Raw genomic sequence first — 25,687 nt, forward strand, 5'->3', positions numbered from 1 at the left:
TCTCTAATTAGGAGGTCGCGCTGAGGAGAAACAGGCGGGTGTCCGGGCAATCTTCACTTCCCGGCCCCTCGACATGGACAGTGAAATCGCTGCGGTCAAGAGGGACGGTGCATTTTTGCCGCCTGCAACGTGACGCAACTTTTACGAGATATTAAACGTATTGCAATTATAGATAAATGCTTTATCGTCTTTGTTATGCAGAGATAACGACAGTCCATGCAGTGATACACCCTTGCAACGGGAAGACGAAATGACGTCCAAACCTGTGAAAAATAAGGGAGGGCAGACCTCCATGGAAAGCTTTGCATTCATCCGCCAGATGTTGGGCGAGTTGCGGCAGGTGGCAGAAAGGGAACGTGCCGATCTTCTGTGCTACCTTCTGGAGATGGCCTACGTCGAGGCCGGCGACCTCCAGGCCGGCCATCGACCCCTCGCATCAATCCACCATGGCGAGCGACACTAGCCCGCCGGGGTGTCGATGCAACCGTCCGGCGAGATCGAGTTCGATCAGGACGAGATAGACCGACGCCGCCGCCAGCACCGTGTGGCGGATGATGTCGTCGATCTCGACCGGTGTCGGCCCGAGCGAATCGACGATGCGGGCGCGGTCGTTGTCATCGGGCGGCAGCAGCATCGGCTTGCCGGGATCCTCGCCAGGCTCCTCCGCCATCGGAGTCGCGAACAGGTCGATCTCCGACAGCGGCGCCAGCGCCTCGATGATATCGCCGGGGCTGGTGGCGATCATTGCGCCATCCTTCAGCAAGCCGTTCGTTCCCTGGCAGCGCGGATCGAGCGGCGAGCCGGGCACGGCAAACACCAGCCGCCCGAATTCCCCGGCTAGCCGCGCCGTGATCAGCGAGCCGGAGCGCGTTGCGGCCTCGACGACTACCAGACCCAGCGCGGCCCCAGCGATCAGTCGATTGCGACGGGGGAAGTCGCGGGCCCTCGGCTCCCAGCCGAATGGCATCTCGCTCAGCGCCATGCCATCGCCGTTCCAGATTTCATTGAGCAATCCGACGTTTTCGGGCGGGTAGGGCTGGTCCAGTCCTCCGGCCAGTGCCGCGATGGTGCCGGTCTCGATGCTGGCCCGATGGGCTGCCGTATCGATGCCGCGCGCTAGCCCCGAGATCACCGCATATCCGGCACGACCGCAGTCCCGCGCGATCATCGCAGCGAACTTGGCGCCGCTGATCGAGGCGTTGCGCGAGCCGACGACACCGACCGCGGGCTTCGTGCCGGTGGCAAGATTGCCCTTGGCCGCCAGCAATGGCGGAGCACCGTCGATCTGCCGCAGCGCCGGAGGATAGTCGGGTTCGCCGATGCCGATGAAGCGCGCTCCGAAGCGCTCGGCAATTTCCAGTTCGCGCAGGGCATCGCTTTCGCTGCAGATGCGGATAGCCCGCGTTGCGCCGCCGCGCTGCGACAATTCCGGCAGCATCGCGAGCGCGGTTTCAGCCGAGCCGAAGTGGTTGATGAGGTCGCGGAAGGTGGCAGGCCCGACATTGTCGGAGCGGATCAGCCTGAGCCAGGCAATCCGTTGTTTTTCCGTCAGCGCAATCCCAGACCGTCTTGCGCTGTCCGTGGCCATGAACCTACCCCTTGGATCCGATCTTGCTTTCCGTCCCTGCAGTCAGCCTGGCGATGTTGGCCTTGTGTTTCCACCAGCAGATGAGGCTCATCAGCGTCATCGCCGCAGCAATCTTGTCGGGTCCCACTATCCACAGCGCAACCGGAATAACAAGTGTTGCAACCAGTGCGGACAGCGACGAGTACCGGCTGAGGAAGGCGCAAGTGAGCCAGACGACCGCAAACAGCAGCACCATAACCGGCGCCAGCGCCAGCAGGATGCCGATATAGGTTGCCACACCCTTGCCGCCCCTGAAGCCGATCCAGACCGGAAAGATATGGCCGATGAACGCAGCAAAGCCCGCAAGCAGGCCGGCCTCTGCGCCAAAAAGCCGCGTGCAGACAAATGCGGCGAGGGTGCCTTTGAGGGCATCGAGCAGCATCGTTGCGACTGCGAGCTTTTTGCTGCCGGTGCGCAGCACATTGGTTGCCCCGATGCTGCCGGAGCCGATTGACCTCACATCGCCGAGCCCGGCCATGCGGGTCAACACCAGTCCAAAGGGGATGGAGCCCAGCAGATAGCCGATAGCAAGGGCTGCCAGCGCTAGCGGCACGGTGATCTGCCAGTTCATGATGTCGTTCAAATCGTCCCCCTATAGTCCGGCTTTTGCGTCCGTTTTCAGTTCAGCGAATAGACCAATGCGCCCCCCACATAGGTCGCTACCGCCCGGCCGCTGAACCGGGCATCCTCGAACGGTGTATTCTTCGAGCGCGACAGAAGCATGTCCTTGGCGACAAGCCAAGGCTCGTCGATATCGATCAGCGTGATATCGGCTTTCGCGCCCGGCTGGAGCGTGCCGGCATCGAGCCCGAAGATCTGGGCCGGTCGCGTCGACAGGGCATCGATCAGCCGCATCAGGCTGACCTGGCCGCTGTGGTGGAGGCGCAGGGCCGCGGCCAGCATGGTTTCCAGCCCGATGGCGCCGTCGGCCGCTTCAGCGAAAGGCAGCCGCTTGGTGTCGACATCCTGCGGATCGTGCGAGGAGACGATGATGTCGATCGTGCCATCGGCGAGCGCTTCGATCATCGCCATCCGGTCGTCTTCGGGTCTCAGCGGCGGATAGAGCTTGAAGAAGGTACGGTATTCGCCGATGTCGTTCTCGTTCAGCGCCAGATTGTTGATCGAGATGCCGCAGGTGACCTTGGCGCCGCGTTTCCGGGCGTTCCTGATCGCCTCGGCCGACTCAGGCACCGAAATCATCGCGGCGTGGTAGTTGCTGCGGGTCAGTGCCGCGATCCGGAGGTCGCGCTCGAGCGGGATGAGCTCTGCTTCCTTCGGAATACCCGATAGGCCGAGCCAGCTGGCAAACAGGCCTTCGTTCATGACGCCCTCTACGCCGAGATGTTCGTCGCGCGGCACGGAAGCAATGACGGCGCCGAACTCGCGGCCGTAGGTCATAACCCGGCGCAGCACCTGTGCGTCGTGGATGCTAGCATGGCCATCGGTAAAGGCCACGGCGCCGGCTTCTCGCAACAGGCCGATCTCGGTCATTTCAGTGCCGGCCAGCCCCTTGGTAAGGGCAGCGGCGGGATAGACATTCACGACCGCCTTGTCGCGCGCCGTTTTCTTGACGAATTCGACCAGCGCGATGTCGTCGATGACAGGGTCGGTGTCCGGCATCATGATGAAGGAGGTGATGCCGCCGGCTGCTGCAGCGCGGCTGGCCGAGGCGATCGTCTCGCGGTACTCGCTGCCGGGTTCGCCGACATGCACGCGGGCATCCACAAGGCCGGGCACCGCTATCAGCCCGGCGCAATCGCGCACGGTGGCGCCGGCTGGAAACGGCAGGCCATCGGCTTGCCTGCCGGATGCAACGATGACGCCGTTCTCGACGATAACGGTGCCGGTCTCGTCGAGTTGGCGCGAGGGGTCGATGATGCGGACGTTGGTGAGGACGATGGTGTTCATGCGCGCGGCCCCTGGTTCTGCGAGACAAGCAGCGTTTCCATCACGGCCATCCTCACGGCGACCCCCATTTCCACCTGTTCGGCGATGACGCTCTGCGGGCCGTCGGCCACTTCGGAGGCGATTTCGACGCCACGGTTCATCGGCCCCGGATGCATCACGAGCGCATCCTCCTTGGCGGCTTTCAGCGTCTCGGCATCGAGCCCGTAGAAATGGAAATATTCGCGCACCGAAGGCACGAAGGCGCCGGACATGCGCTCGCGCTGCAAGCGCAGCATCATCACCACGTCTGCATCCTTCAAGCCTTCCTTCATCGAGTGGCAGATTTCCACGCCCATCTCGGCCATCCCGGTCGGCAGCAGCGTCGCCGGCGCCACGACGCGCACCCGCGCGCCCATGGCATTGAGCAGGAGAATATTGGAGCGGGCGACGCGCGAATGCAGCACGTCGCCGCAGATGGCAACGATGATGCGCGACAGCTTGCCCTTGGCGCGGCGGATGGTCAGCGCGTCCAGCAGAGCCTGGGTCGGATGCTCGTGCTGGCCATCGCCAGCATTGACGACGGCACAAGATACCTTTTGCGCCAGCAGCGCTGCCGCCCCGGCGCTGGAGTGGCGGATGATCAGGACATCAGGGCGCATCGCATTCAGCGTCATCGCCGTGTCGATCAGCGTCTCGCCCTTCTTCACCGACGAATTGCCCACCGACATGTTCATCACGTCGGCGCCGAGCCGCTTGCCGGCGAGTTCGAACGACGCCTGCGTCCGCGTCGAGGCTTCAAAGAAAAGGTTGATCTGCGTCAGCCCGCGCAGCGTCGACGTCTTCTTCTCGCGCTGCCGGCTGATCTTCACCGCCTCGTCCGCCTTGTCGAGTAGATAGGTGATATCCTGCTCGGTGAGACCTTTGATGCCGATAAGGTGGCGGTGGGGGAAAAAGACCATGCGGGCGCCCTCGGATGTCGTCAGGGGCTCTATAATGAGCGCGCGGCGAGGGGGCAAGGCGGTTCGAAACGTTCAGGCCGGGCGAGGGGGCTTCGGCAACATGTTTATGGTGTTGGCTCGAACACTTTGAGCAACGGTGGATGCCCTACACAAGCGCCATCAAAATGCTGTCGCGGTAGACATTCCCGAGTTTCCAGTCCCGGCGACGGCGGCCCTCTATGACGAACCCCATCCGCTTGTAAAGGCCGATCGCAGCGTCGTTGTCATGCAGTACCGAAAGCTCGATTCGTTCTAGCTCTCTTTCTCGTGCCTTAGCCAGAGCCAGCGCAATCAGCCGCGTCCCCAGACCCAAGCCGCGGTATCCGGGAACAATTCCGATCCCGAGGCTGCCGATATGGGCATGCAGAGGGCCATCGCGCGGAGAGATGTCGCACCAACCGATCACCCTGCCATCAACGGTGGCGACCGCCTGCGGAGCTTGCCGTATGCGCATTGACTCCCACCACGATGCGTACCGATCGATGGGTGGGGCGTTCAACCGTGACAGCCAGAGACCTTCCTCCGCCACGACGGCTAGGCATCCGTGGCACGCTTCCATATCCTCATCGACGGCGCCTCGAACGTCAAGAAACATGGCGCACTCTCCCTCCTAAGTCAGATTTTCCAGATGCGGCGCTGGCGGACCAAAGCCGCGAACAGCAACTTTAGGTTCGCCAGGACGCGAAATTTAGAAGCTCGCCCTATAGGTCAACATTTTAGCCCCACTGTGTACATCGCCATGAATCTTTTCCATGGACGTTTCCACCATAGGTGACTTCGGCTAGAAGCGAATCATGACCCAAGCGCCCCGGAACGAAGACCCGTTGACCGATCTGAACCAGCCGAGCCTTTGGTCCGGCATCAATGCCTATCGTTCCGATCCGCTGATCGTCGACCTGACGGCCAATCTGCCGCGCAGCATTCGCGAAGATCTCGAGCAGATGGGGCGTTTCGTGACGTCGCATGAGGCGCAGGAACTGGCCCGGATGGCAAACCAGGGCGTGCCGCAGTTGAAGACCCATGGTCCGCGCGGCGAGCGGCTGGATATCGTCGAGTTCCATCCGGCCTGGCATGCGCTGATGCGCCGCTCGATGTCGGCGGGGCTGCATTCGTCGATCTGGGATCCGCAGGCGGATGTCGAGGCCAAGGACCAGGCGCACAAGGTACGAGCCGCGCGCTTTTACCTGACGGCGCAGCTCGAATGCGGCCATCTCTGCCCGCTGACAATGACCAGCGCCTCGGTGGCGGCGATGATGGCAGCCCCTGCGGTCCAGAAGGACTGGGCGCCAAAAATCCTGTCGCGGAAATATGATTCCACCAACAAGCCGGCCATGCAGAAATCCGCCGTCACCATCGGCATGGGCATGACGGAAAAGCAGGGCGGCACGGATGTGCGCGCCAATGTCACGTCGGCCGAGCGGGTGGGCGAGGGCATCTATCGGCTCTCCGGCCACAAATGGTTCCTGTCGGCGCCGATGAGCGACGCCTTCGTCATGCTCGCCCAGACAGGCGACGGGCTTGGCTGCTTCCTGGTGCCACGGCTGCTCGAGGACGGCTCGGCCAACGGGCTGCATTTCCAGCGCCTGAAGGACAAGATCGGCAACCGCTCGAATGCGTCCGCCGAAGTTGAATTCACCGACACGTTCGGCTTCCTGCTCGGCACTCCCGATGGCGGCGTCCGGACGATTCTCGACATGGTGACCCTGACGCGGCTCGATTGTGCGCTGGCGTCGTCGGGCATCATGCGCGCGTCGCTCGCCGAAGCGGTGCACCACGCGCGCGGTCGCAGCGTGTTCGGCAAGCCGCTGGTGAGCCAACCGATCATGACACGCGTGCTCGCAGACATGGCGCTCGACGTCGCCGGTGCGACTGCCCTTTCGTTCCGTCTGGCCGAAGCCTTCGACAAGGCCCGCGACAGCGCCGACGACGCAGCCTACGCCCGGGTGATGACCCCGGTTGCCAAATACTGGTGCTGCAAGATCGCCCCGGCGCTGATCTACGAGGCGATGGAATGCATCGGCGGCAGCGGCTATATCGAGGAACGCCCCATTGCCCGCCACTACCGCGAGGCGCCGGTCAACGCCATCTGGGAAGGCTCCGGCAATGTCATGGCGCTCGATCTTCTGCGCGTCCTCAACCGTGGTCGAGACCTGTTCGAAACGGTATTCGCCGGACTTGCCCGCGATCTCGGTCCGGCCGGCAAGAAGACCATCGCCGTGCTGCGTGCCGCCATGGCGCTCTGCGAGCGCGACGAGGGCGCTGCCCGGCTGCTGATCGAGCAGCTCGCCTTGGCTACCGCCGCCGCCGAACTCTACCGGCTCGGTGCCGGCAAAGTCGCCGATGCCTTCATCGAAACGCGTCTGGCCGGCGGCTGGCGCTCGACCTACGGCATGCTCGACAGCCGTTTCGACGCCAGCTACATCGTCGATCTGCTCTATCCACCCGCGACCTGACGGAGAGTTCGGCTCGCATCGAAACGCAAGGGGGACGTGTGGTTACGCTTCGCAGCTTTCGTCCCTCCGATATCGACAGCCTTTACGCCATCTCGCTCGCGACAGGCCATGCCGGCGGCGATGCCTGGCACCTCTACATCGATGGTCGGTTGATGGGGCATATCTACGTCGGCCCCTATGCGAAATTCAGTCCGGAAACCATGCTCGTCGCCGAGGACGAGGAGGGTGTCGGTGGCTATATCCTCGGCGTGTTCGACACGGCGGCCTTCGAGGACAGGCTTGAAGAGGACTGGTGGCCTGGTCTTCGCGCGATCTATCCGGAGCCGAGCGGCCCATCGTCGCAATGGAACGCCGACGAGCGCCGCTGCTTCATGATCCACCACCTCCGCCATACGCCCGAAAGCCTCATCCAACCCTATCCGGCGCATGTGCACATGAACCTTCTCCCACGCCTGCAGCAGCAGGGAATTGGCACAGCGCTTCTTGACCGCTGGATCACGATGGCCCGACAGGCCGGCGTCAGCGGCATCCACTTGGGAACCAACACTGCCAACCACGGTGCCTCGCGCTTCTGGCCGAAGCGCGGCTTTGCGCAATTGTCCCCGCCCGTAGCGCCGCTCTCCGAAACCACTGTGTGGTTCGGGCGTAGGCTTTGATTGCACGAAAATTAGTGTGTGACGACTTTCAGGCCGAGATGGTCCCGCATGGGATCGAAATCGCGATCGTGATGCAGAAGGCTATGGCCCTCTTCTATGCAGAACGTGCCTATGATGAGATCGATTGACTTGCGGATGGTGATGCCCTTTTCGCGCAACAGCCTTTAGTTCATCCAACGCTTTACTATGGCGGTGTTCCTTGGTGCAGCGCTATCCACAACCTTTGAAAAGCCCTGCGTTGTCGGCGAAATGACCGGCTGATAGTCACTGGCGATGACCACAGACAAAAACGATATGGCAGATTCGGTCCTTCTTCTGGAGAAGAACTCCGTTGCGCTTCTCTCCGAGCCGGTAAAGCCGCTGCGCAACCGCCTTGCAACCGAACACAATATCCTCGAATCCGCCAAGGCACTTCTTGCTGAACACGGCTTCCAGGCGTTCGGCATCAATGCCGTGGCCCGTCGCGCCGGCTGCGACAAGCAACTGATCTACCGCTATTATGGCGGGCTCGACGGTCTGGTCGAGGCCATCGGCGCCGATCTCGGTAGCTGGGTGAGGGACCGTATCCCAGACGATAGCGGTGGCATGTTCATGCTGACCTACGGCGACCTGATGGAGCGGCTGGCGCTGCTTTTCCTGGATGCACTGCGCGCCGATCCGCTGATGCGTCGCATCGTCGCCTGGGAGGTGTCGGAACAGACGGAACAGGTACGAAAACTGTCCGAGGCACGCTCCAAGGCGCTGGCCGCCTGGATCGACCGGATGCGCGGGTCGCTTGTGCCTCCCAAAGGTGTCGATGCGGTTGCCGTCAACGCCATCATTCTCGCGGCTATCCAGCATCTGGTACTCTCGGCCGCCATCGGCGGCCAATGTGCGGGATTGTCGCTGAGAAGCGAGAAGGATTGGGACAAGGCAGCGACCGGCCTGAAGCGCATCGTCCGTGCCGTCTACGGCTGAGGCAAGTTCTCCACAGGCCGTTAACCTTAACGAATGGTTTACGTTGCGGGAGGCCGGCTGACGGCACAAGGTGGCGAGATCATCAATTGTTAACCAGTGTGGCCATGACAGCAAAACCGGCTAAAGCCGCTCTATTCCTGATTTCAATGATGTTTTTCGCCGTCCTGGCTCTCAATATTGCAGTGCCTGCGGTGATTTTGGGCTCATTGGCGCTGGTGAGCGAGCTGGTCCTTTGCAGCGGAGATGGCGTCGCATATCGGGGAGAGGCCGCATGAAATGGTTTCTGCTGTTCTGGGGCGGGCCGATCTTCTTCCTCGGCAGCTGGTACTGGCTGTCCTACTACGACATCAGTTTCGGCATATTCATGTACACCCGCGAGGTTCACGACCTGACATTTCAGGTCTACGGTAAAGTCCTCGGGCTACCCCCGGAATCGATCCCACCGCTGGTGCTGCGCGCTATCATCGTCGATAGTCTCGTGGTCTTCGCGCTGATCGGCTTTCGCAAGCGCAAGCTGATTGCAGCCTGGTGGCAGGCGCGTCAGGCCTCGAGATCCGGCGATCGATTGCGGGACAGCGAAGACAGCCTGTCGAGCGCGCCCTGAAGAATAAAGCTGGCCGCTGCGGAATCGATGCGCTCGGCACGTTTTGCCCTTGAAACATCCATGGCGATCAGCTGACGTTCTGCCGCGACAGTCGACAGGCGCTCGTCCCAGAAGACGAAGGGCAGGGCGGTTTTGTCCGACATGGCCCGCACGAAAGACCGGGTCGCCTGGACCCGCGGCCCCTCCGAGCCGTCCATGTTGACCGGCAGGCCGATGATGAACGCCGCTACTTTTTCCTTCTCCGCGAACGCCAGCAGTGCTGCAGCATCGGGCGTAAACTTCACCCGCCGCAGCACCGGACGTGGCGTCGCCAGTCGTCGCCCGATATCCGACATCGACAGCCCAATGGTCTTCGTGCCGAGGTCGAGGCCTGCAATCGCCTGATTCGGCAGCAGGGTTTCCGCCAGTTCTTCGATGGTGAGGACTGTCATCGGGATATTGTCTCGTCAAAAGAAATTGAGCGGCGGATCACTGTCATTTTTTGCCTTTTGGGCTATGTCGCTAGTGTCCTTAGCATCAAGGTTCGAATTTGCATCCCTCAATTCACGGAGTTATCCCATGAAAGTCACCTGGCTCGGCCATGCCGCATTCCGCATCGAGACTTCCAAGGCAACGATCCTGATCGACCCGTTCCTGAGCTATAACCAGTCCTTCTCCGCAGCCGGCCTGACGGTTGCCGACGTGTCCAAGGGTGTCACCCATATCCTGTTGACACACGGCCACGCCGACCACGTGGGCGACACGGCAGCGATTGCCAAGGAGACCGGCGCGATCGTTCTCGCCAATGCCGATCTCGCAGCCTGGCTCGGCGGCAAAGGCGTCGAGAAGATCGAATCCGGCAACACCGGCGGCACGATCCACTTCGACGGCTTCACCGTCACCTTCACCAACGCCCTGCATTCGTCGGCCCAGCAAACGGAAGACGGCGTTTCGCACGCGCTCGGCAATCCGAACGGCCTCGTCCTGCATTTCGATGACGCGCCGACCCTCTACCACATGGGCGATACCGATATCTTCGGCGACATGGCGCTGATCAACGAATTGCACCAGCCTGAAATCGGCCTGGTGCCGATCGGCGACCGCTACACCATGGGCGGTGCTGTGGCTGCGCTTGCCTGCCAGCGCTTCTTCAACTTCAAGTCGGTGATCCCCTGCCACTACGGCACCTTCCCGATCATCGATGCGACGGCCGAAAAGTTCGTCACCGCCATGGAAGGCGCAGCCGCCAAGGTCGTCGTGCCGAAGGTCGGTGAGGCAATTTCGTTCTAAGGCGTTTAGTCGAGGATAAAGCTGCAAGACATGCCGGCACCTAGATATGCCGGCATGTCGGAATATTCATTCGTGATCGCGACCGTTAAGCCAGCGTTGGCTCGACGCGTCTGCTGGACGGGCCGGTTTGAGATGCCGAGACCGTGCCAGTACCCTGTGCCCACTGGCCCAATGCTTCGACCCGCCGCGTGAGGCGTGGATAATGCGAAAAGATATGCAGGAAGAATCCGGCCACGGATGGCACCATCCGCTCCTGCGCCTCAAACGCTGCCGTATTCAACTGGGCGTTCAAACGGGCGCTGCCGCATGCCAGCATCTGCAATGCGGTCCGGGATGCTTGAATATTATTCGCGACGACCAGGCCGACGCGGTCGCACGTCAACTCGCGTGCACGCGAATATGCCGCGCCGAGAAATGGCACGATATGAGCTGGCAGATGAAGCAGCATAGGAATTGTGTTGAGATGGCCGGCTGCGTGATGACCGAGTTCATGGCCGATCACGAAACGAACCTGCTCGTCATTGTCCGCATCGATGAGCTGCGACGTTAGCCAGATATATTTGGTCCGCCCGACGAGCGTAAGCGCCATGGCATTCATGACACCGCTGGAATTATAGACGAAGGCCGTTGGCGCTTCCATCCCGAGTTGCCTGGCACCGTCTTCGACCATCTTTTGAAGTTGTGGAAATTGCTGCTGGCTGACCATTACGTAATGGCCAATCATGTAGGCGCGCAGCAAGGCCCGGGCGACAAAGCTGACGAACCATAAAATGCCGATGTAGAACACGAAAATCAAAGCCATTCCGATATTCTTCGATGCCGCTATTAGCAGGGCTGCTGCCAACAGGAACCAGATCAGGCTGCCGATGAGCAGCATCAGCGAACCATAAAACTTCTCTTTGGGATGGCGGATTTTAGAAATTTCAAACGTCATGAGTTTTTCTCCCCACAGTGCACTATGGGAAAAAACCGTAGATTGCAGATATTGGGAAGCGATAATAAAATCTGCAAAGGCCAAAAGGTCTATGTTGTTAACACTCTTTTAATTTCCGCCACTCGTCCGGTTGATGCCGCCTTGGCAGTTGCACCCGACGGACATGGCCTTTATAGCGTGGGAAACACATCCCAGCCGGAGAATTTCATGTCCGTCGATCTTGCCATCGTCAAGCGCGTTGCGCGCCTTGCCCGCATCGCCGTTACCGAGGACGAAGCCAACCGCATGGTCGGCGAGCTCAACGGTATACTCGGTTTTGTCGAGCAGCTCTCCGAGGTTGATGTGACGGGTATCGTGCCGATGACCTCGGTCACGCCGATGGCCATGAAGAAGCGCGAAGACGCCGTAACTGACGGCAGCAAGGCTGATGACGTCGTCGCCAATGCGCCGCTCACCGACCGCAATTTCTTCCTCGTTCCGAAGGTCGTCGAATAGGCATTCGAGCCGTTCCGATCCATCCGACCGCAGCCTTTCCAGACCTGAAGTGAACCGATCATGAGCGAACTGACCAGCCTGACCATTGCCGAAGCCCGCGATAAGCTGCGTGGCAAGGAGATCACCGCGACCGAGCTTGCGACCGCCTACGTTGCGGCCATCGACGCGGCCAATGGCGCGCTGAATGCCTATATCAAGGTGACGCCCGACAAGGCTCTGGAGATGGCCAAGGCCTCGGACGCTCGTATCGCCGCTGGTTCGGCCGGTGCGCTCGAAGGCATTCCGCTCGGTATCAAGGACCTGTTCGGCACGGAAGGCGTCCACACCCAGGCCTGCAGCCACATCCTCGACGGTTTCGAGCCTCGCTACGAATCGACCGTCACCCAGAACCTCTGGAACGACGGCGCCGTCATGCTCGGCAAATTGAACATGGACGAATTCGCCATGGGCTCGTCGAACGAAAGCTCCTATTACGGCCCGGTCATCAACCCCTGGCGCGCCACGGGCTCGGACCAGCAGCTGGTTCCCGGCGGTTCCTCCGGCGGGTCTGCTGCAGCGGTTGCGGCCCATCTCTGCGCCGGCGCCACAGCCACAGACACCGGCGGGTCGATCCGCCAGCCAGCCGCCTTCACGGGCACCGTCGGCATCAAGCCGACCTATGGCCGCTGCTCGCGCTGGGGCATCGTCGCCTTCGCCTCGTCGCTCGACCAGGCCGGCCCGATTGCCCGGGACGTGCGCGATGCCGCCATCCTCCTGAAGTCGATGGCATCTGTCGACGCCAAGGACACCACATCGGTCGATCTTCCCGTCCCCGACTATGAGGCAGCGCTCGGCCAGTCGCTGAAGGGCATGAAGATCGGCATTCCACGCGAATACCGAGTCGAGGGTATGCCCGGCGAAATCGAGACCCTTTGGCAGAAGGGCATTGCCTGGCTGAAGGATGCCGGCGCCGAGATCGTCGATATCTCGCTGCCGCACACCAAATATGCGCTGCCGGCCTACTATATCGTCGCTCCGGCTGAAGCCTCGTCGAACCTTGCCCGCTATGACGGCGTACGCTACGGCCTGCGCATCGACGGCAAGGACATCCTCGACATGTACGAGAAGACCCGCGCTGCGGGCTTCGGCACCGAGGTCAAGCGCCGCATCATGATCGGCACCTATGTGTTGTCGGCCGGCTATTACGATGCCTATTACCTGCAGGCGCAAAAAGTCCGTACGCTGATCAAGCGCGACTTCGAACTTGCCTTCCATGCCGGTGTCGATGCCATCCTCACGCCAGCCACGCCGTCCTCCGCCTTCGGCATTGCCGACGAGGAACTGGCCGCTGACCCGGTCAAGATGTACCTCAACGACATCTTCACGGTGACCGTCAACATGGCTGGCCTGCCAGGCATCGCCGTCCCCGCCGGTCTTGACGCGAAGGGCCTGCCGCTTGGACTGCAGCTCATCGGCAAGCCGTTCGACGAGGAAACTCTGTTCAAGACCGCTCATGTCATCGAGCAGGCAGCCGGCAAGTTCACGCCTGCCAAGTGGTGGTAAGAGCCTGAATTGGGGTTCGCGGTCGGAGATCGCGGGCTCGATGTAACATTCGTCCGCAATGGATGAATTGAAACCCCGTCGGTATGGTGCGCTCAGCACGTGCCGGAGCTTATGGACGCCCTCGAGCATCCTGGCAAAGTGCCTTCATGTACACGCGCGCTACGACCCGTTTGACTTCCTCGGAGATCGTTATGGGCGTCGATCAATAGCCAGGAAATATTCAAACCATGGATTGGGTCCCTATATTATTCATTACGTTCAAAGTTCTGGCGCTAGGAACGGGCATGTTCTTCGCCATTAAGTGGCATCACGACCAACGGACCTCGTCCAAGCCGACCGATATGATCAAAGTCGCGCTGGAGGTCGGTTGCTATCTGCTGATGGTGGTGATCGTCTTCGCGCTGGTCTACGTCCTGTTGGGCTATCTCGATTTACTTCCTGCCGGTTTGGGTTCTGATTGAGCGGACGTAGAAGCCCGGAACCAAAGTCATCAATCCGGGCCTTGCCTCGTTGGCGGCACCAAAGGCTCTCCCGCTCAATAAGGTCTCGCTGACCAGCGGTTGTGTACAGCCACGGAAACCGTGACTGTCTCTTAGCCAGCTTCGCTGAGCATCTGGCAAAAGCTGTCATCAAATGTTTTACTGGGTCAGTAACGCGTGGGGTGCTCATGATTCACATTCGCAATGCCCATGAAGGCGAGACGGAGATCCTGACCAACATCGGGCTTCGCGCCTGGCAGAAGGCCATGGCGGCGATTGGGGACAGCGACGTCATGATGGACGGCGCGAGGGACTCCTTCTCGAATTTTACCCGCGACTCCTGGCTGACGATCACCGTTGTCGAAAATCACGGGGTTGCCTGCGGCTGGGCGGCGCGTGAAAAGCTGGACGAGAACATCACGGATTTCTGGATCGACCCTGACGAACTCAGGCAGGGACTGGGTTCGGCCCTGCTGGCGCAGATCGAGAGCGATATTGCTGCCCAGGGCTTCGACACCGCAGCGCTGCAGACCCACTCCGGCAATGCCGAGGCTATCGGCTTCTTCAAGGCGCATGGTTATACCGTCCACTGGCTGTCCGTCGTCTATTCGCCCTCCCTCGACCGGGATCTGCCGACCGTCGGCCTGTCTAAATCGCTGCTTCCGCCGGACGACGACCTTTACGGCAGCAGCTTCTGAAAGGGGTCGAGGTCTCCGCTTCCTATGAGGGCCAGCGTCCGGTCGTCGGGGATCCCGTCGAAGAAGCGATCGAGTGCCCGCTGGAAAAGCGAATCGCGCCCGCTGACAGCTGCAAAGAGCGTCATGCTCGATCGGAATTTCAGATCGTCGGGAGAACCGAGGATGGCGTGGGCAGAGCGCCCGCCGTTTGCCGTACCTCCGGCAGAGAGCATTACCTGCGCGCAGGCCGTCAGCCGCTTCCCGAGCAGCGGGTGGGAGATATAAGCCAAGGCTTCCTCCTTGGAGCGGATCGCATATCGCTGCGCCATCGAAGATGTACCAAGCCCGGCGATCTGCGGAAAGACGAACCACATCCAGTGCGAGCGCTTAGCGCCGGCCAGGAGTTCCGCCAGCGCCTGTTCGTATATGCTAGCCTGCGCCTCGACAAACCTGTCGAGGTCATGGGGGTCGGTCGAAGCGGCCATCGTCATTCTCCTGCGTGCGCGTCATCTATATTTTGGGCGCGCCGCCATTCCGGCAAGGCAATGGCCGGCGACGGGGCGCCGGCGTCGATCAATTGCCGTCTGCAGCACCCGAAAGCCTTGCACGCCAAAGCCATTTCCTTTACCTCACAGACAAGAAATCCAGCCTTTGAAGAGCATCCCATGACCCTTGTCGACGTCCGCACGCCCGATCCGAAACGCTTCATTCCCGGCGCCACAGGCGACTGGGAAGTGGTCATCGGCATGGAGGTGCATGCGCAGGTTCTCTCCAAGTCGAAGTTGTTCTCCGGCGCCTCCACCGAGTTCGGCAAACCGGCCAATTCCAACGTCTCGCTGGTCGATGCCGCCATGCCCGGGATGCTCCCCGTGATCAACGAGGAATGCGTCAAGCAGGCGGTGCGCACCGGCCTCGGCCTGAAGGCGCAGATCAACAAGCGCTCGCTGTTCGACCGCAAGAACTATTTCTATCCCGACCTGCCGCAGGGCTACCAGATCTCGCAGTTCAAGGACCCGATCGTCGGCGAAGGCCAGATCGTCATCTCGCTCGGCCCTGATCGCCAGGGCCAGTTCGAGGACATCGAGATCGGTATCGAGCGCCTTCACCTCGAGCAGGACGCCGGCAAGTCGATGCACGACCAGCACGCCACCATGTCCTATGTCGACCTCAACCGCTCCGGCGTGGCGCTGATGGAGATCGTCTCCAAGCCCGACATGCGCTCGTCCGACGAAGCCAAGGCCTACATGACCAAGCTGCGCTCGATCGTACGCTATCTCGGTACCTGCGACGGCAACATGGACGAGGGCTCGATGCGCGCCGACGTGAACGTTTCCGTGCGCAAGCCCGGCGGCGATTTCGGCACGCGCTGCGAGATCAAGAACGTCAACTCCATCCGCTTCATCGGCCAGGCCATCGAATACGAAGCCCGCCGCCAGATCGCCATTCTGGAAGATGGCGGCTCCATCGACCAGGAAACCCGGCTGTTCGATCCGGCCAAGGGTGAGACCCGCTCGATGCGCTCCAAGGAAGACGCGCACGACTACCGCTATTTCCCCGATCCGGACCTTTTGCCTCTGGAATTCGACGATGCCTTCATCGCCGAACTCGCCAAGGATCTGCCGGAGTTGCCGGATGCCAAGAAGGAGCGCTTCGTGCGCGAACTCGGCCTCTCCGTCTACGACGCGTCGGTGTTGGTCTCCGAGAAGGCGATTGCCGATTATTACGAGGCACTGGCCGCCGGCCGCGATGGCAAGATGGCCGCAAACTGGGTCATCAACGACTTGTTGGGCGCCTTGAACAGAACCGGTAAAAGCATTGAAGAGACTCCGGTTTCCGCAATCCAGCTCGGCGGTATTCTCGACCTGATCAAGTCCGAGGCCATCTCCGGCAAGATTGCCAAGGATGTCTTCGAGATCGTCCTTACCGAGGGTGGCAATCCGGCCGAGATCGTCGAGAGCCGCGGCATGCGCCAGGTGACGGATACCGGCGCCATCGAAAAGGCGGTCGATGAGATCATCGCTGCCAACCCGGATCAGGTCGCCAAAGTGCTGGCCAAGCCGACACTCGCCGGCTGGTTCGTCGGCCAGGTGATGAAGTCGACCGGCGGCAAGGCAAACCCGCAGGCCGTGCAGGCTCTGGTCAAGGCCAAGCTCGGCATCGTTGAGGAGTAGGGATGTACTTCGTGCGCACCGCCAGCGCCCGCGACCTCGACAAAGTCCGCGCGCTGCTGAACGAGACCTGGCATGCGACCTACGACAATCTCTACGGCGCAGCCAAGGTCGAGGAGATCCATGCGTCGTGGCATTCGGCTGCAGCGCTGAAAACGCGCCTGGAGAAGAAGGATTCGGAGTTTGTCGTCGCCGATGACGGCAAGGAGCTCGGCGGCATGGGTTACGCGGCCCTGTCCGAGGAGACGGCCAAGGTCGCCGTGTTGCACATGCTCTACGTCCGGCCGTCGGCGCAGCGGCAGGGTATCGGTCGCGATCTCTTCGCGGAGCTCGAGACCTGTTTTCCAGATGCCGACCGGATGCGTGTCGAGGTGGAGCCGGAAAATGCACCGGCCATTGCTTTCTACCAGAGCCTCGGCTTCGATGAAGTCGGTCGGAACAAGAATGATGGGCCGAAGCAATCCGGCTTGCCGACACTGGTGTTCGAGCGCGCGCTGACGAACCACTGATCGACAGAATGTCTCTCCGCTTTCCATCGCGTTGCTGGCTGACCCGGCATCATTTCATCCGGCGCAAGCTCGCCCCCCTCTGTCACTTCGTGACATCTCCCCCACAAGGGGGGAGATTGGCTGGAGATGCATCGCCTGTCCCAAAGGCAGTGAAGTTTCTTTTCCCTTTGGTCAGGCGACCCGGCGGTTGCGGCTGATCTCCCCCTCGTGGGGGAGATGTCGGCGTAGCCGACAGAGGGGGGGTACTCGCTGCAGTCTCGGCGAGATGAATACGATGCAGACGGTGCCATGAACCAGCCACCAGATGGCCAGCCACGAAGGTAGAACTCCATGACCAGCCTGACCATCCGCGAAGCCCGCGAGGCAGACCTGCCCGCCCTGATCGCGCTGTTTGCGGCCGACCCGCTCGGCGGCCATGGCGACACGCTGGATGCGGAAGCGTTCCCCGCTTATCTCGAAGCCTTCCGCACAATCGCAGCCTCGCCCGACCAGACCCTTTATGTCGCGGCGCGCAACGGCGAAGTCGTCGGCGCCTTCCAGACCATGTTCACCACCTCGCTCACGGGCCGGGGCGGGTCGGCAATGATCATCGAGGCGGTGCAGACGCGCGACGACATGCGCGGGCAGGGGATCGGTGCCGCGATGATCGACCACTGTATCGCGGACGCAAAGCGTCGTGGCGCAAGACTGGTGCAACTGACATCCAACGCGACCCGCAAGGATGCCCATCGCTTCTACGAGCGGCTGGGCTTCAAGCCGAGCCATCTGGGCTTCAAGATGGCGCTGAAATGACAGCCGGAGCGGCTGGAATCGCTGGACAATAACTTCTTCCGGCGGCATAAGCTTTGGATCGAATTCTGCTCCCGCCCGCGCCGTTTCGCCGGGCCTCGAGGAAAAGACAATGATGAAATTCCTGCTGCTGACCTTCACTTGGTGGAACGGTGCGACTGTCGGCACCCGGCTGGCGATCTGGCGCTTCGGCAAGCGCGTCGGCGAGGATGAGGCCGGCAACGTCTACTATGAAGGCGGCATGTCGTCCTACGGCCTGCGTAAGCGCTACGTCGTCTACAACGGCTATGCCGAAGCCTCGGCCATCCCGCCGGGCTGGCACGGCTGGATGCACCATCGCACAGACGTTCCGCCCTCGGAGGAGACCTATGTCCCCAAGGAATGGCAGAAGGCTCACAAGCAGAACCTGACGGGCACGCCGCAGGCCTATCGTCCGCCGGGTTCGCTTGCCGTTGCCGGCGAGCGCCCGCGCGTCACCGGCGATTACGATGCGTGGACGCCCGGCAACTGATCGGATCGTCCAACCCGCGCTTTGGCCACATTTGGCGTTTACGCGCTGTAAACCGGCTGCTCATCGCATGAGCTCTGCCGACCGATACCACGCTGGAGACTGGCGGATATGACGTTTTTCACGCGAGGCGCTTCTTTGCGTGCGGCGACCGCAGCGATGTTTGCCCTTGGCGCCATTGCAGTATCCGCCCCGGCCGAAGCCGCCCGTATCTCCAATCCTGTCGCAGTGTTTTCAGGCCTCGACAAGATCACAGGCCGCATCACCACATTCGACGTATACCTGAACGAAACCGTCCAATTCGGCGCCCTTCAGGTGACGCCAAAAGCCTGCTATTCGCGCGACGATGCCGAGCAGCAAAAGGTCGACGGCTTCGTCGAGGTCGACGAAATCACGCTCGACCGCCGCATCCGCCGCATCTTCACCGGCTGGATGTTCGCCGACAGCCCCGGCCTCAACGCCGTCGAACACCCGATCTACGACGTCTGGCTGAAAGAGTGCAAACAAAAGTCCGACGTCCCGCCACCGGATGCTGCGAAGACGAATTAGGGTGTGGTGTGGGTTTTTGGACAGTGTTGTTCCGCGCAGTTCGACCTATCTCCGCTCGCCTCAAGTGCACTTCCAACTACAGCCAGCCTCATTCCTGTGCTTGTCACAGGAATCCAGCCACGGCGCGTCTGCGCCGTGAGAGGAGGCTGCGTCGTGGAAGTAGTCTTTGGCCCAAGGACTTGGGCGGCTGGATTCCTGTGACAAGCACAGGAATGAGGGAGGCCGGGGATCGCGCTTTCCATCCCATTCATAGGACGGAAAAGTAAACCGCGCTGAAGTCCTCTACCAACGGCGTCTTCAGAATTTCAGATTGCGGCTTTCCATCGCCGCCTTCAACAGCACCGCATACTCGTCCTTTGGCACATCGATGGCGCCGAAGTTCTTGAGGTGCTCGGTCGTGAACTGGGTGTCCAGCAGCGTGAACCGCTTTTCCCGCAGGCGCTCCACGAGATGCACCAGGCAGATCTTCGAGGCATCCGTTCTGCGCGAAAACATGCTTTCGCCAAAAAACGCCGAGCCGAGCGAGACGCCGTACAGGCCGCCGACGAGCTGGTTGCCTTCCCAGGCTTCGACCGAATGGGTGTGGCCGACGCGGTGGAGGGCAGAGTAGAGGCTGCGGATGGTGGAGTTGATCCAGGTGGATGGCCGGCCGGTCGTGGCCTCGCCGCAGGCTGATATGACGGCGTCGAAATCGTAATCGAAGCGGATGTCGAAGGGGGATTTGCGGACCGTCTTGGCGAGACTTTTGGAGATGTGGAACCCGTCGAGCGGCAGGATACCACGCATCTCAGGCTCGACCCAGAAAATCTCCGGATCGTCTGCCGATTCGGCCATCGGAAAAAGGCCGATGGAATAGGCCCGCAGAAGGATCTCGGGGGTAAGCCCTTGCGATCTTCTGCGGGAGCCTACCATTGCTTACTCTACCGGCTTTTCAAGGTAGTGCTCCAGCCAGTGGATATCGTAATCGCCATTGGCGATATCCTGGTTGGAGACAAGATCCTGGAATAGCGGCAGGGTGGTTTTGATGCCGTCGACGACGAATTCGTCGAGTGCACGACGAAGCCGCATCATGCATTCGACGCGGGTGCGGCCGTGAACGATCAGCTTGCCGATCAGGCTGTCGTAGTAGGGCGGGATCTTGTAGCCCTGATACACCCCAGAATCGATGCGCACGCCAAGACCGCCCGGTGCATGGAAATGCGTGATCGTGCCGGGCGAGGGCACGAAGGTGCGCGCATCCTCGGCGTTGATACGGCATTCGATGGCGTGGCCCTGGAAATGCACTTCGTCCTGCGTCACCGAAAGACCGCCGCCGGAGGCGACGCGGATCTGCTCGTGGACGAGGTCGATGCCGGTGATTGCTTCCGTTACGGGATGCTCGACCTGCAGGCGGGTGTTCATTTCGATGAAATAGAACTCGCCATTTTCATAGAGAAACTCGATGGTGCCGGCGCCGCGATATTTCAGCTTCTTCATGGCATCGGCGCAGATCTGGCCGATCTTCATCCGCTGCTCGACATTGAGCGCCGGCGAATTGGCTTCTTCCCAGACCTTCTGGTGACGGCGCTGCAGCGAGCAGTCGCGCTCGCCGAGGTGGATGGCGTTGCCTTCGCCGTCGCCGAACACCTGGACTTCGATATGGCGCGGCGTCGTCAGATATTTTTCCATGTAGACGGCGTCGTTGCCAAAGGCAGCAAGCGATTCCGAGCGCGCCGTCGACCAGGCCTCGAGCACATCGTCCGGCGAGTGCGCCAGCTTCATGCCGCGTCCGCCGCCGCCGGCCGTCGCCTTGATCAGCACGGGATAGCCGATTTCGGCAGCCGTCTTGATGGCTTCGGCTTCGGTCTTCACTTCGCCGTCGGAGCCCGGCACGACCGGAATGCCGAGTTCGACAGCCGTCAGCTTGGCGGTGATCTTGTCGCCCATCAGCCGGATATGTTCGGCCGTCGGGCCGATGAAGGTGATGCCGTGGGCCTCGAGTATATCGGCGAACTTGGCGTTCTCGGACAGGAAACCGTAGCCGGGATGCACGGCATCTGCGCCGGTGATCTCGCAGGCAGCAACGATCTGGTGAATGTTGAGATAGCTATCGCGTGCCTGCGGGGGGCCGATGCAGACGCTCTCGTCAGCAAGCCGCACATGCATCGCATCGGCATCGGCCGTCGAGTGAACGGCCACGCACGGAATGCCGAGCTCCTTGCAGGCGCGCAGCACGCGAAGGGCGATCTCGCCGCGATTGGCTATGAGGATCTTGGAAATCATGGGCATGGGCCTACTACTCGATGATGACGAGAGCTTCGCCATATTCGACCGGCCGCCCGTCTTCGATGAGGATTTCTGTCACCTTGCCGGACTTCGGCGCAGGGATCTGGTTCATCGTCTTCATGGCTTCGATGATCAGCAGCGTCTGGCCTTCCTTGACCATGGCGCCGACTTCGATGAAGGCGCGGGCGCCGGGAGCGGACGCCATGTAGACCGTACCGACCATCGGCGCCAGAACGACGTTGTCGGGGTTGCGCGCAGGGGCTGCCGGAGCGGCGGCAACGGCTGCGGCAGGTGCTGCCATCTGCTGCTGCGGCGCTGTCATCATCGGCGCCTGGACATACTGCGTCGTGCCGGCGCGGGAAACGCGGATGCGCAGATCGTCCTGTTCGACCTCGATCTCCGTCAGATCGGTCTCGTTGAGGATGTTTGCGAGATTGCGGATCAGTGCCTCGTCGATACCCGGTTTGTTGTCAGCCATGGAATTTGCCCTGTGTCATTCTTGTTATTGCGTCAATTTGGTTTGGCGCGATGCGCCTCTGTCGTCTGCTAGGCGGGCCGCCGCCGCGCACCGCTTCCTTCGTGAGCCGCTTCCCGTAGCATCGGGATCCCGCTGTCGCCAGCGTCTGGCTCAGGCACGACTGACGCTGGGAGCGCCGGGCCGTTGAGGAGAAGAATGGTGTGCGTCATCATCGGTTCCGTCAAAGTCCAGGGCAACCTATAGACTCCCGAGCCTCCGGAGGAAAGCCCCCAAGGCACGGGACGCACGCGCTGCTGCGGCAGCCAGCCCTTGTCCACATCTAACAGGGGGCGATTGCGGCAATATGATGGGGGATGGGTATGTAGACCAGCCGATCAGCAGCTGGTCTTGCCGCAGGCCCGCACGCTGGCGACCTTTTCCTTCAGTGCATCGAGGCCGATGGCGCCGGAGACAGCCTCGTTGCCTATGACATAGGCCGGCGTGCCGGTAACGCCGAGGTCCGTCGCCAGCTGGTATGTGGCCTTGACGCTGTCGGTGTTCGGGTTGGCGGCCATCTCCTTGCGCAGCGCATCTTCCTTGATGCCCAGCGTGCCGGCGACCTCGATGGCGCTGTCCTCGGTGGCGCGACCTTCGCTGGAGAGCAGCGTATGGCTGAATTCGGCATATTTTGCCGGTGCTAGGCGACGGAAAGCATCGGAAACGCGCGAGGCTGCCACTGAATCCGGCCCGAGAATCGGGAATTCCTTGAGGACATAGCGGATATTCTTGTCGGCCTTCAGAAGCGCGTCGGTGTCGGCAAGCGCGTGGCGGCAATAGCCGCAATTATAGTCGAAGAACTCGACGATGGTGACATCGCCCTTATCATTGCCGATGTTGACATCGGACTTGCTGTTGAAGATTTCGTCCTTGTTGTCCGAAATCGCCTTGTTCGACTGGCTGAGGCGCTGCTCTTCCTGCTTCTTTTCGAGCGCCGCCTGCACATCCAGCATCACTTCGGGATGGCTGACGAGGTATTCCTTGATGAAGTCGCCCATCTCCTTCTTCTGCGCCTCGTCCATCGCCAGCGCTGGCTGGGAGAAGGCAAGCGACGAGAACAGGGCAACCGCCGAAAGGCTCATCAGGGTTTTCGAAAGCAGGGCCATAAAATCCTCGTCATCTGGTAACTGGGCAGGGTGTCCGGGTTCAGCTATCACCGCGTGGTTAACATCTGCCGACACAAAGCGGCAAGGTAAGGTGCTGCGGTAAAAGGTCAAACAGCTAATTTCATCAGTGCCGCACAATCGCGCCATTGTGAACACGCAAGCTTTGCGGCAATTGTCTGGCCACGCAAACAGTCGAGAAGGTGCCGAATTTGTTTTCCCTATCCAAGCGCAGCGACGTCGAGCCGTTTCACGCCATGGACGTCCTGGCCGAGGCGACGCGGCGTCGTCAGGCCGGCCATCCCGTCATTTCCATGGCTGTCGGCCAGCCATCGCACCCGACGCCAAAGGCAGCATTGGAGGCGGCCCGCAGCGCCCTGGAGCATGGCCGCATCGGTTACACCGATGCACTCGGCATGGCTGCCCTGAAGCAGGCGATATCCGGCCACTACAAGTCGCGCCACGGTCTTTCCATCGACCCCGCGCGCATCGCCATCACCACGGGCTCGTCGGCCGGCTTCAATCTGGCCTTCCTCGCGCTGTTCGACCCCGGCGATTGCGTGGCCATCGCACGCCCCGGCTATCCCGCCTACCGCAATATCCTGTCTGCCCTCGGGCTTCAGGTGATCGAGGTGCCGGTCAGCGCCGAGACAGCGTTCACGCTGACGCCCGAGAGCCTCGAGGCGGCGGCGGTCGAAAGCGGCAAGCGGCTGAAGGGCGTGCTGCTTGCCAGCCCCGCCAACCCGACAGGCACCGTCACCAGCCGGGAAGGGCTGGCGGTGCTCGCAGCCTATTGCGCTGACAACGCCATCGCCCTCATCTCGGACGAGATCTACCACGGCCTGACATTCGTCGGAGAAGAGACCAGCGCACTTGAAATCACCAATGACGCCATCGTCATCAACTCGTTCTCGAAATATTACTGCATGACCGGCTGGCGCATCGGCTGGATGGTGCTGCCGGAGCGCCTGGTGCGGCCGATCGAGCGTGTCGCCCAGAGCCTCTACATCTCGGCCCCGGAACTGTCGCAGATCGCCGCCACTGCCGCTCTCGGTGCCTCCGCCGAACTCGATGTCTACAAGGCAAGCTACGCCAGAAACCGCGACCTGCTCGCCCGCCGCCTGCCGGAGATCGGCTTTTCCATAGCCTCGCCCATGGACGGCGCCTTCTACGCCTATGTCGATGTCAGCCGCTTCACCAACGACAGCATGGGCTTTGCGCGCAAGATGCTCGCCGAGATCAACGTCGCCGCCACCCCCGGCCTGGATTTCGATCCGCTGGAAGGTTTCCGAGCGCTGCGGTTTTCCTATGCAGGCTCGAATGCCGAGATCGAGGAAGCCGTCGAGCGGCTCGCAGATTGGTTGAGATAGGCCTAGTTTTCAGAGGGTTGGCAGCATCCGCGGAATCAATCAAGCAAGCCGTTGATTCGAAGTATGAGGCAAGAACCATGTCAGCCCCGGCGTGATCTCCCCCTTGTGGGGGAGATGTCGGCTCGGCCGACAGAGGGGGTTGGATACCAACACCTCCAAATTTGCCGCGCCACCCCCCTCTGTCACCTCCGGTGACATCTCCCCCACAAGGGGGGAGATCCGGCTGCAGTGCCCCAGATCGATCCTGTGTATTCGCCATGCGCATTTGCTCAAGCGATGAAAACCATAGTGATAAAGTAAAAACAAACGGCTGGGGTCGCGCGGGCCAACACATGTGGCCAAGCTGCCGAACCGTGCGTTGAAAGGTGCTATTTATCTCGGAACTTGCGAGGCAGCTTTCTAATTTCCTGGGAGAAAGTTTGTCGGGCCTGCGTTACTCGTGTGTCAGCAAATGTCAGCATGAAAACTCACGGTGAAGGAGTGAAAGTTGGAGGCTTTAAACGGGGGCAGAGCCGGGAAGATATGGCTTGAGGGAAATACGGTCCTACGTCCGGCTGGACCATGGACCCCGACGGTTCACAGGTTCTTGCGGCATCTGCAATCGAAAGGCTTCTTGAGGGCACCAACGCCTATAGTAATCAACGACACTTACGAGGTCGTGAGCTACGTCGAGGGGCGCGTATGCGAGCATCTCGGTGATCCGGATGTCGGCTCAGAGCAGATGTTGGCCTCGGCAGGACAGCTTCTCCGGTACTTCCATTCCGCATCAGAGGGGTTCCTTGAAACTGATCGCGCGGTGCAGACGTGGTTTCTGCAGGCACAAGAGCCGGAGGAGATCGTGTGTCACGGTGACTTCGCGCCCTACAACGTGACAGCCATCGACGGAATTGCGACAGGAATCATAGATTTTGATACTGCACATCCGGGACCCGCTCTATGGGACTTGGCGTATGCAGTTTACCGGTGGGCGCCACTGTCCGATCCATCCAATCACGGCGTGGTATTTGAACTCGAAGAACAGTTTCAGCGAGCGACAATTTTCTGCGATGCTTATGGCGCGACACATGAACAAAGAGTTCAGCTTCCGGAAGTCATATGCAGACGCCTGACGGCGCTGGTAAACTTCATTCGTGCAAGCGCTGAGGCAGGCGACGGGACATTTGTGCAGAACGTTGAAGCCGGACATGCAGACTTATATCTGCGCGATATTGTTCACATCCAGAGGCGGGTGGATCAATTGATATTAGCCCTTACCCGTTAAGCGCGCTGGCAAGTTGGCGGAAGCAGAAGTACTGCGTCTGCAGCTAATTCGGTTCAAACCCCAACCAAACACA

Annotated in this window: 30 protein-coding genes and 1 pseudogene; 18 read left to right on the top strand and 13 right to left on the bottom strand. The window is 61.0% G+C overall.

What is annotated here, in order from left to right:
• The first annotated feature begins 250 nt into the window (after window positions 1–250).
• Window positions 251–463: a hypothetical protein gene (locus J5289_RS09230; RefSeq protein WP_209206578.1), complete on the top strand. Its 213-nt coding sequence runs from the start codon at window positions 251–253 to the stop codon at window positions 461–463.
• Here J5289_RS09230 and dprA read toward each other — a convergent pair.
• From dprA to J5289_RS09255, 5 genes are all read right to left on the bottom strand, one after another.
• Complete coding sequence (dprA, locus tag J5289_RS09235) at window positions 437–1,588, bottom strand: DNA-processing protein DprA (RefSeq protein ID WP_209183554.1); 1,152 nt, start codon at window positions 1,586–1,588, stop codon at window positions 437–439. The genes J5289_RS09230 and dprA overlap by 27 nt on opposite strands.
• Before the next feature lie 4 nt (window positions 1,589–1,592).
• Window positions 1,593–2,198 carry a glycerol-3-phosphate 1-O-acyltransferase PlsY gene (gene plsY / locus J5289_RS09240; RefSeq protein ID WP_142829064.1) on the bottom strand — a complete coding sequence of 202 codons (606 nt, stop codon included), beginning with the start codon at window positions 2,196–2,198 and terminating at the stop codon, window positions 1,593–1,595.
• Window positions 2,199–2,245: 47 nt separating this feature from the next.
• Window positions 2,246–3,535, bottom strand: a complete 1,290-nt coding sequence (locus J5289_RS09245; protein WP_209183556.1) for a dihydroorotase — start codon at window positions 3,533–3,535, stop codon at window positions 2,246–2,248.
• Window positions 3,532–4,473 (bottom strand): aspartate carbamoyltransferase catalytic subunit, encoded by a 942-nt coding sequence (locus tag J5289_RS09250; RefSeq protein ID WP_209183558.1) that lies wholly within the window; start codon window positions 4,471–4,473, stop codon window positions 3,532–3,534. Before J5289_RS09250 ends, J5289_RS09245 begins: the two co-directional genes overlap by 4 nt.
• A 145-nt stretch (window positions 4,474–4,618) precedes the next feature.
• The gene (locus J5289_RS09255; RefSeq protein WP_209183560.1) at window positions 4,619–5,107 is read right to left on the bottom strand and encodes a GNAT family N-acetyltransferase; all 489 of its coding nucleotides are present in this window, start codon (window positions 5,105–5,107) and stop codon (window positions 4,619–4,621) included.
• A 199-nt stretch (window positions 5,108–5,306) separates the two neighbouring features.
• On the opposite strand from J5289_RS09255, the gene J5289_RS09260 reads away from it, so the two are divergent.
• Window positions 5,307–6,965 (top strand): acyl-CoA dehydrogenase family protein, encoded by a 1,659-nt coding sequence (locus tag J5289_RS09260; RefSeq protein WP_209183561.1) that lies wholly within the window; start codon window positions 5,307–5,309, stop codon window positions 6,963–6,965.
• Window positions 6,966–7,003: 38 nt separating this feature from the next.
• A complete protein-coding gene (locus J5289_RS09265; RefSeq protein ID WP_209183562.1) occupies window positions 7,004–7,621 on the top strand; it encodes a GNAT family N-acetyltransferase in 618 nt (205 codons plus the stop codon).
• Between the two features lie 11 nt (window positions 7,622–7,632).
• Here the strand turns inward: J5289_RS09265 and J5289_RS29190 are convergent.
• Window positions 7,633–7,785: pseudogene (locus J5289_RS29190) on the bottom strand (PIN domain nuclease); the annotation flags it as partial.
• A 130-nt stretch (window positions 7,786–7,915) separates the two neighbouring features.
• On the opposite strand from J5289_RS29190, the gene J5289_RS09270 reads away from it, so the two are divergent.
• From J5289_RS09270 to J5289_RS09280, 3 genes are all read left to right on the top strand, one after another.
• Window positions 7,916–8,578 carry a TetR/AcrR family transcriptional regulator gene (locus J5289_RS09270; protein ID WP_209183563.1) on the top strand — a complete coding sequence of 221 codons (663 nt, stop codon included), beginning with the start codon at window positions 7,916–7,918 and terminating at the stop codon, window positions 8,576–8,578.
• A 104-nt stretch (window positions 8,579–8,682) separates the two neighbouring features.
• On the top strand, window positions 8,683–8,853 hold the full coding sequence (locus J5289_RS09275) for a hypothetical protein (protein ID WP_209183564.1): 171 nt from the start codon (window positions 8,683–8,685) through the stop codon (window positions 8,851–8,853).
• Window positions 8,850–9,182 (top strand): DUF6105 family protein, encoded by a 333-nt coding sequence (locus J5289_RS09280; RefSeq protein ID WP_142829001.1) that lies wholly within the window; start codon window positions 8,850–8,852, stop codon window positions 9,180–9,182. Before J5289_RS09275 ends, J5289_RS09280 begins: the two co-directional genes overlap by 4 nt.
• Here the strand turns inward: J5289_RS09280 and ruvX are convergent.
• Window positions 9,119–9,613: a Holliday junction resolvase RuvX gene (gene ruvX, locus J5289_RS09285; RefSeq protein ID WP_209183565.1), complete on the bottom strand. Its 495-nt coding sequence runs from the start codon at window positions 9,611–9,613 to the stop codon at window positions 9,119–9,121. The genes J5289_RS09280 and ruvX overlap by 64 nt on opposite strands.
• A gap of 127 nt (window positions 9,614–9,740) precedes the next feature.
• On the opposite strand from ruvX, the gene J5289_RS09290 reads away from it, so the two are divergent.
• Window positions 9,741–10,451, top strand: a complete 711-nt coding sequence (locus J5289_RS09290; protein ID WP_209183566.1) for a metal-dependent hydrolase — start codon at window positions 9,741–9,743, stop codon at window positions 10,449–10,451.
• 85 nt (window positions 10,452–10,536) lie between these two features.
• On the opposite strand, the gene J5289_RS09295 is transcribed toward J5289_RS09290, so the two are convergent.
• Window positions 10,537–11,385, bottom strand: coding sequence for a M48 family metallopeptidase (locus tag J5289_RS09295; protein WP_209183567.1), 849 nt, complete (start codon window positions 11,383–11,385; stop codon window positions 10,537–10,539).
• Window positions 11,386–11,592: 207 nt separating this feature from the next.
• On the opposite strand from J5289_RS09295, the gene gatC reads away from it, so the two are divergent.
• The 4 genes from gatC to J5289_RS09315 all read left to right on the top strand — a co-directional run bounded on the left by gatC (window position 11,593) and on the right by J5289_RS09315 (window position 14,599).
• Window positions 11,593–11,880: an Asp-tRNA(Asn)/Glu-tRNA(Gln) amidotransferase subunit GatC gene (gene gatC / locus J5289_RS09300; protein WP_209183568.1), complete on the top strand. Its 288-nt coding sequence runs from the start codon at window positions 11,593–11,595 to the stop codon at window positions 11,878–11,880.
• Between the two features lie 60 nt (window positions 11,881–11,940).
• Complete coding sequence (gene gatA / locus J5289_RS09305) at window positions 11,941–13,422, top strand: Asp-tRNA(Asn)/Glu-tRNA(Gln) amidotransferase subunit GatA (protein WP_209183569.1); 1,482 nt, start codon at window positions 11,941–11,943, stop codon at window positions 13,420–13,422.
• Window positions 13,423–13,706: 284 nt separating this feature from the next.
• Entirely contained in the window at window positions 13,707–13,883 is a 177-nt protein-coding gene (locus J5289_RS09310; protein WP_209184143.1) for a hypothetical protein, read from the top strand.
• Between the two features lie 206 nt (window positions 13,884–14,089).
• The gene (locus J5289_RS09315; RefSeq protein ID WP_209183570.1) at window positions 14,090–14,599 is read left to right on the top strand and encodes an N-acetyltransferase; all 510 of its coding nucleotides are present in this window, start codon (window positions 14,090–14,092) and stop codon (window positions 14,597–14,599) included.
• Here the strand turns inward: J5289_RS09315 and J5289_RS09320 are convergent.
• Window positions 14,581–15,063 (bottom strand): DUF1810 domain-containing protein, encoded by a 483-nt coding sequence (locus tag J5289_RS09320; RefSeq protein WP_209183571.1) that lies wholly within the window; start codon window positions 15,061–15,063, stop codon window positions 14,581–14,583. The two genes, J5289_RS09315 and J5289_RS09320, sit on opposite strands and share 19 nt — an antisense overlap.
• 180 nt (window positions 15,064–15,243) lie before the next feature.
• Between J5289_RS09320 and gatB the strand changes: the two genes are divergently transcribed.
• The 5 genes from gatB to J5289_RS09345 all read left to right on the top strand — a co-directional run bounded on the left by gatB (window position 15,244) and on the right by J5289_RS09345 (window position 19,101).
• Window positions 15,244–16,749 carry an Asp-tRNA(Asn)/Glu-tRNA(Gln) amidotransferase subunit GatB gene (gene gatB, locus J5289_RS09325; protein ID WP_209183572.1) on the top strand — a complete coding sequence of 502 codons (1,506 nt, stop codon included), beginning with the start codon at window positions 15,244–15,246 and terminating at the stop codon, window positions 16,747–16,749.
• Window positions 16,750–16,751: 2 nt separating this feature from the next.
• Window positions 16,752–17,255 carry a GNAT family N-acetyltransferase gene (locus J5289_RS09330; protein ID WP_209183573.1) on the top strand — a complete coding sequence of 168 codons (504 nt, stop codon included), beginning with the start codon at window positions 16,752–16,754 and terminating at the stop codon, window positions 17,253–17,255.
• 330 nt (window positions 17,256–17,585) lie between these two features.
• Window positions 17,586–18,047 carry a GNAT family N-acetyltransferase gene (locus tag J5289_RS09335; protein ID WP_209183574.1) on the top strand — a complete coding sequence of 154 codons (462 nt, stop codon included), beginning with the start codon at window positions 17,586–17,588 and terminating at the stop codon, window positions 18,045–18,047.
• 109 nt (window positions 18,048–18,156) lie between these two features.
• Window positions 18,157–18,555: an NADH:ubiquinone oxidoreductase subunit NDUFA12 gene (locus J5289_RS09340; RefSeq protein ID WP_142828981.1), complete on the top strand. Its 399-nt coding sequence runs from the start codon at window positions 18,157–18,159 to the stop codon at window positions 18,553–18,555.
• Between the two features lie 108 nt (window positions 18,556–18,663).
• Window positions 18,664–19,101: a DUF2155 domain-containing protein gene (locus J5289_RS09345; RefSeq protein ID WP_142828979.1), complete on the top strand. Its 438-nt coding sequence runs from the start codon at window positions 18,664–18,666 to the stop codon at window positions 19,099–19,101.
• A gap of 297 nt (window positions 19,102–19,398) precedes the next feature.
• Here the strand turns inward: J5289_RS09345 and aat are convergent, their stop codons facing one another.
• From aat to J5289_RS09365, 4 genes are all read right to left on the bottom strand, one after another.
• On the bottom strand, window positions 19,399–20,013 hold the full coding sequence (gene aat / locus J5289_RS09350; protein WP_209183575.1) for a leucyl/phenylalanyl-tRNA--protein transferase: 615 nt from the start codon (window positions 20,011–20,013) through the stop codon (window positions 19,399–19,401).
• A 3-nt stretch (window positions 20,014–20,016) separates the two neighbouring features.
• Window positions 20,017–21,369 (bottom strand): acetyl-CoA carboxylase biotin carboxylase subunit, encoded by a 1,353-nt coding sequence (gene accC, locus J5289_RS09355; protein WP_209183576.1) that lies wholly within the window; start codon window positions 21,367–21,369, stop codon window positions 20,017–20,019.
• Between the two features lie 7 nt (window positions 21,370–21,376).
• Entirely contained in the window at window positions 21,377–21,844 is a 468-nt protein-coding gene (gene accB, locus J5289_RS09360) for an acetyl-CoA carboxylase biotin carboxyl carrier protein (protein ID WP_209183577.1), read from the bottom strand.
• A 374-nt stretch (window positions 21,845–22,218) separates the two neighbouring features.
• A complete protein-coding gene (locus J5289_RS09365; protein WP_209183578.1) occupies window positions 22,219–22,986 on the bottom strand; it encodes a DsbA family protein in 768 nt (255 codons plus the stop codon).
• Window positions 22,987–23,195: 209 nt separating this feature from the next.
• On the opposite strand from J5289_RS09365, the gene J5289_RS09370 reads away from it, so the two are divergent.
• Both J5289_RS09370 and J5289_RS09375 read left to right on the top strand, forming a co-directional pair.
• Window positions 23,196–24,353 carry a pyridoxal phosphate-dependent aminotransferase gene (locus tag J5289_RS09370; protein ID WP_209183579.1) on the top strand — a complete coding sequence of 386 codons (1,158 nt, stop codon included), beginning with the start codon at window positions 23,196–23,198 and terminating at the stop codon, window positions 24,351–24,353.
• Between the two features lie 487 nt (window positions 24,354–24,840).
• Window positions 24,841–25,614: a phosphotransferase enzyme family protein gene (locus J5289_RS09375; RefSeq protein ID WP_209183580.1), complete on the top strand. Its 774-nt coding sequence runs from the start codon at window positions 24,841–24,843 to the stop codon at window positions 25,612–25,614.
• The last annotated feature ends 73 nt before the right edge of the window (window positions 25,615–25,687 follow it).

This window comes from Rhizobium sp. B230/85 (assembly GCF_019355735.1).
Taxonomy (GTDB): domain Bacteria; phylum Pseudomonadota; class Alphaproteobacteria; order Rhizobiales; family Rhizobiaceae; genus Rhizobium; species Rhizobium rhododendri.

Excerpts from the sequence above, each read along its gene's own strand:
- gatB (WP_209183572.1), top strand. The coding sequence starts at position 15,244 with ATGACCCTTGTCGACGTCCGCACGCCCGATCCGAAACGCTTCATTCCC.
- accC (WP_209183576.1), bottom strand. The coding sequence starts at position 21,369 with ATGCCCATGATTTCCAAGATCCTCATAGCCAATCGCGGCGAGATCGCC.
- dprA (WP_209183554.1), bottom strand. The coding sequence starts at position 1,588 with ATGGCCACGGACAGCGCAAGACGGTCTGGGATTGCGCTGACGGAAAAA.
- J5289_RS09255 (WP_209183560.1), bottom strand. The coding sequence starts at position 5,107 with ATGTTTCTTGACGTTCGAGGCGCCGTCGATGAGGATATGGAAGCGTGC.
- J5289_RS09315 (WP_209183570.1), top strand. The coding sequence starts at position 14,090 with ATGATTCACATTCGCAATGCCCATGAAGGCGAGACGGAGATCCTGACC.
- aat (WP_209183575.1), bottom strand. The coding sequence starts at position 20,013 with ATGGTAGGCTCCCGCAGAAGATCGCAAGGGCTTACCCCCGAGATCCTT.
- J5289_RS09320 (WP_209183571.1), bottom strand. The coding sequence starts at position 15,063 with ATGGCCGCTTCGACCGACCCCCATGACCTCGACAGGTTTGTCGAGGCG.
- J5289_RS09260 (WP_209183561.1), top strand. The coding sequence starts at position 5,307 with ATGACCCAAGCGCCCCGGAACGAAGACCCGTTGACCGATCTGAACCAG.
- J5289_RS09340 (WP_142828981.1), top strand. The coding sequence starts at position 18,157 with ATGATGAAATTCCTGCTGCTGACCTTCACTTGGTGGAACGGTGCGACT.
- J5289_RS09335 (WP_209183574.1), top strand. The coding sequence starts at position 17,586 with ATGACCAGCCTGACCATCCGCGAAGCCCGCGAGGCAGACCTGCCCGCC.
- J5289_RS09250 (WP_209183558.1), bottom strand. The coding sequence starts at position 4,473 with ATGGTCTTTTTCCCCCACCGCCACCTTATCGGCATCAAAGGTCTCACC.
- gatA (WP_209183569.1), top strand. The coding sequence starts at position 11,941 with ATGAGCGAACTGACCAGCCTGACCATTGCCGAAGCCCGCGATAAGCTG.
- J5289_RS09365 (WP_209183578.1), bottom strand. The coding sequence starts at position 22,986 with ATGGCCCTGCTTTCGAAAACCCTGATGAGCCTTTCGGCGGTTGCCCTG.
- J5289_RS09270 (WP_209183563.1), top strand. The coding sequence starts at position 7,916 with ATGGCAGATTCGGTCCTTCTTCTGGAGAAGAACTCCGTTGCGCTTCTC.
- J5289_RS09330 (WP_209183573.1), top strand. The coding sequence starts at position 16,752 with ATGTACTTCGTGCGCACCGCCAGCGCCCGCGACCTCGACAAAGTCCGC.
- J5289_RS09245 (WP_209183556.1), bottom strand. The coding sequence starts at position 3,535 with ATGAACACCATCGTCCTCACCAACGTCCGCATCATCGACCCCTCGCGC.
- J5289_RS09230 (WP_209206578.1), top strand. The coding sequence starts at position 251 with ATGACGTCCAAACCTGTGAAAAATAAGGGAGGGCAGACCTCCATGGAA.
- J5289_RS09280 (WP_142829001.1), top strand. The coding sequence starts at position 8,850 with ATGAAATGGTTTCTGCTGTTCTGGGGCGGGCCGATCTTCTTCCTCGGC.
- J5289_RS09345 (WP_142828979.1), top strand. The coding sequence starts at position 18,664 with ATGACGTTTTTCACGCGAGGCGCTTCTTTGCGTGCGGCGACCGCAGCG.
- J5289_RS09290 (WP_209183566.1), top strand. The coding sequence starts at position 9,741 with ATGAAAGTCACCTGGCTCGGCCATGCCGCATTCCGCATCGAGACTTCC.
- J5289_RS09310 (WP_209184143.1), top strand. The coding sequence starts at position 13,707 with ATGTTCTTCGCCATTAAGTGGCATCACGACCAACGGACCTCGTCCAAG.
- accB (WP_209183577.1), bottom strand. The coding sequence starts at position 21,844 with ATGGCTGACAACAAACCGGGTATCGACGAGGCACTGATCCGCAATCTC.
- J5289_RS09275 (WP_209183564.1), top strand. The coding sequence starts at position 8,683 with ATGACAGCAAAACCGGCTAAAGCCGCTCTATTCCTGATTTCAATGATG.
- J5289_RS09295 (WP_209183567.1), bottom strand. The coding sequence starts at position 11,385 with ATGACGTTTGAAATTTCTAAAATCCGCCATCCCAAAGAGAAGTTTTAT.
- plsY (WP_142829064.1), bottom strand. The coding sequence starts at position 2,198 with ATGAACTGGCAGATCACCGTGCCGCTAGCGCTGGCAGCCCTTGCTATC.
- ruvX (WP_209183565.1), bottom strand. The coding sequence starts at position 9,613 with ATGACAGTCCTCACCATCGAAGAACTGGCGGAAACCCTGCTGCCGAAT.
- gatC (WP_209183568.1), top strand. The coding sequence starts at position 11,593 with ATGTCCGTCGATCTTGCCATCGTCAAGCGCGTTGCGCGCCTTGCCCGC.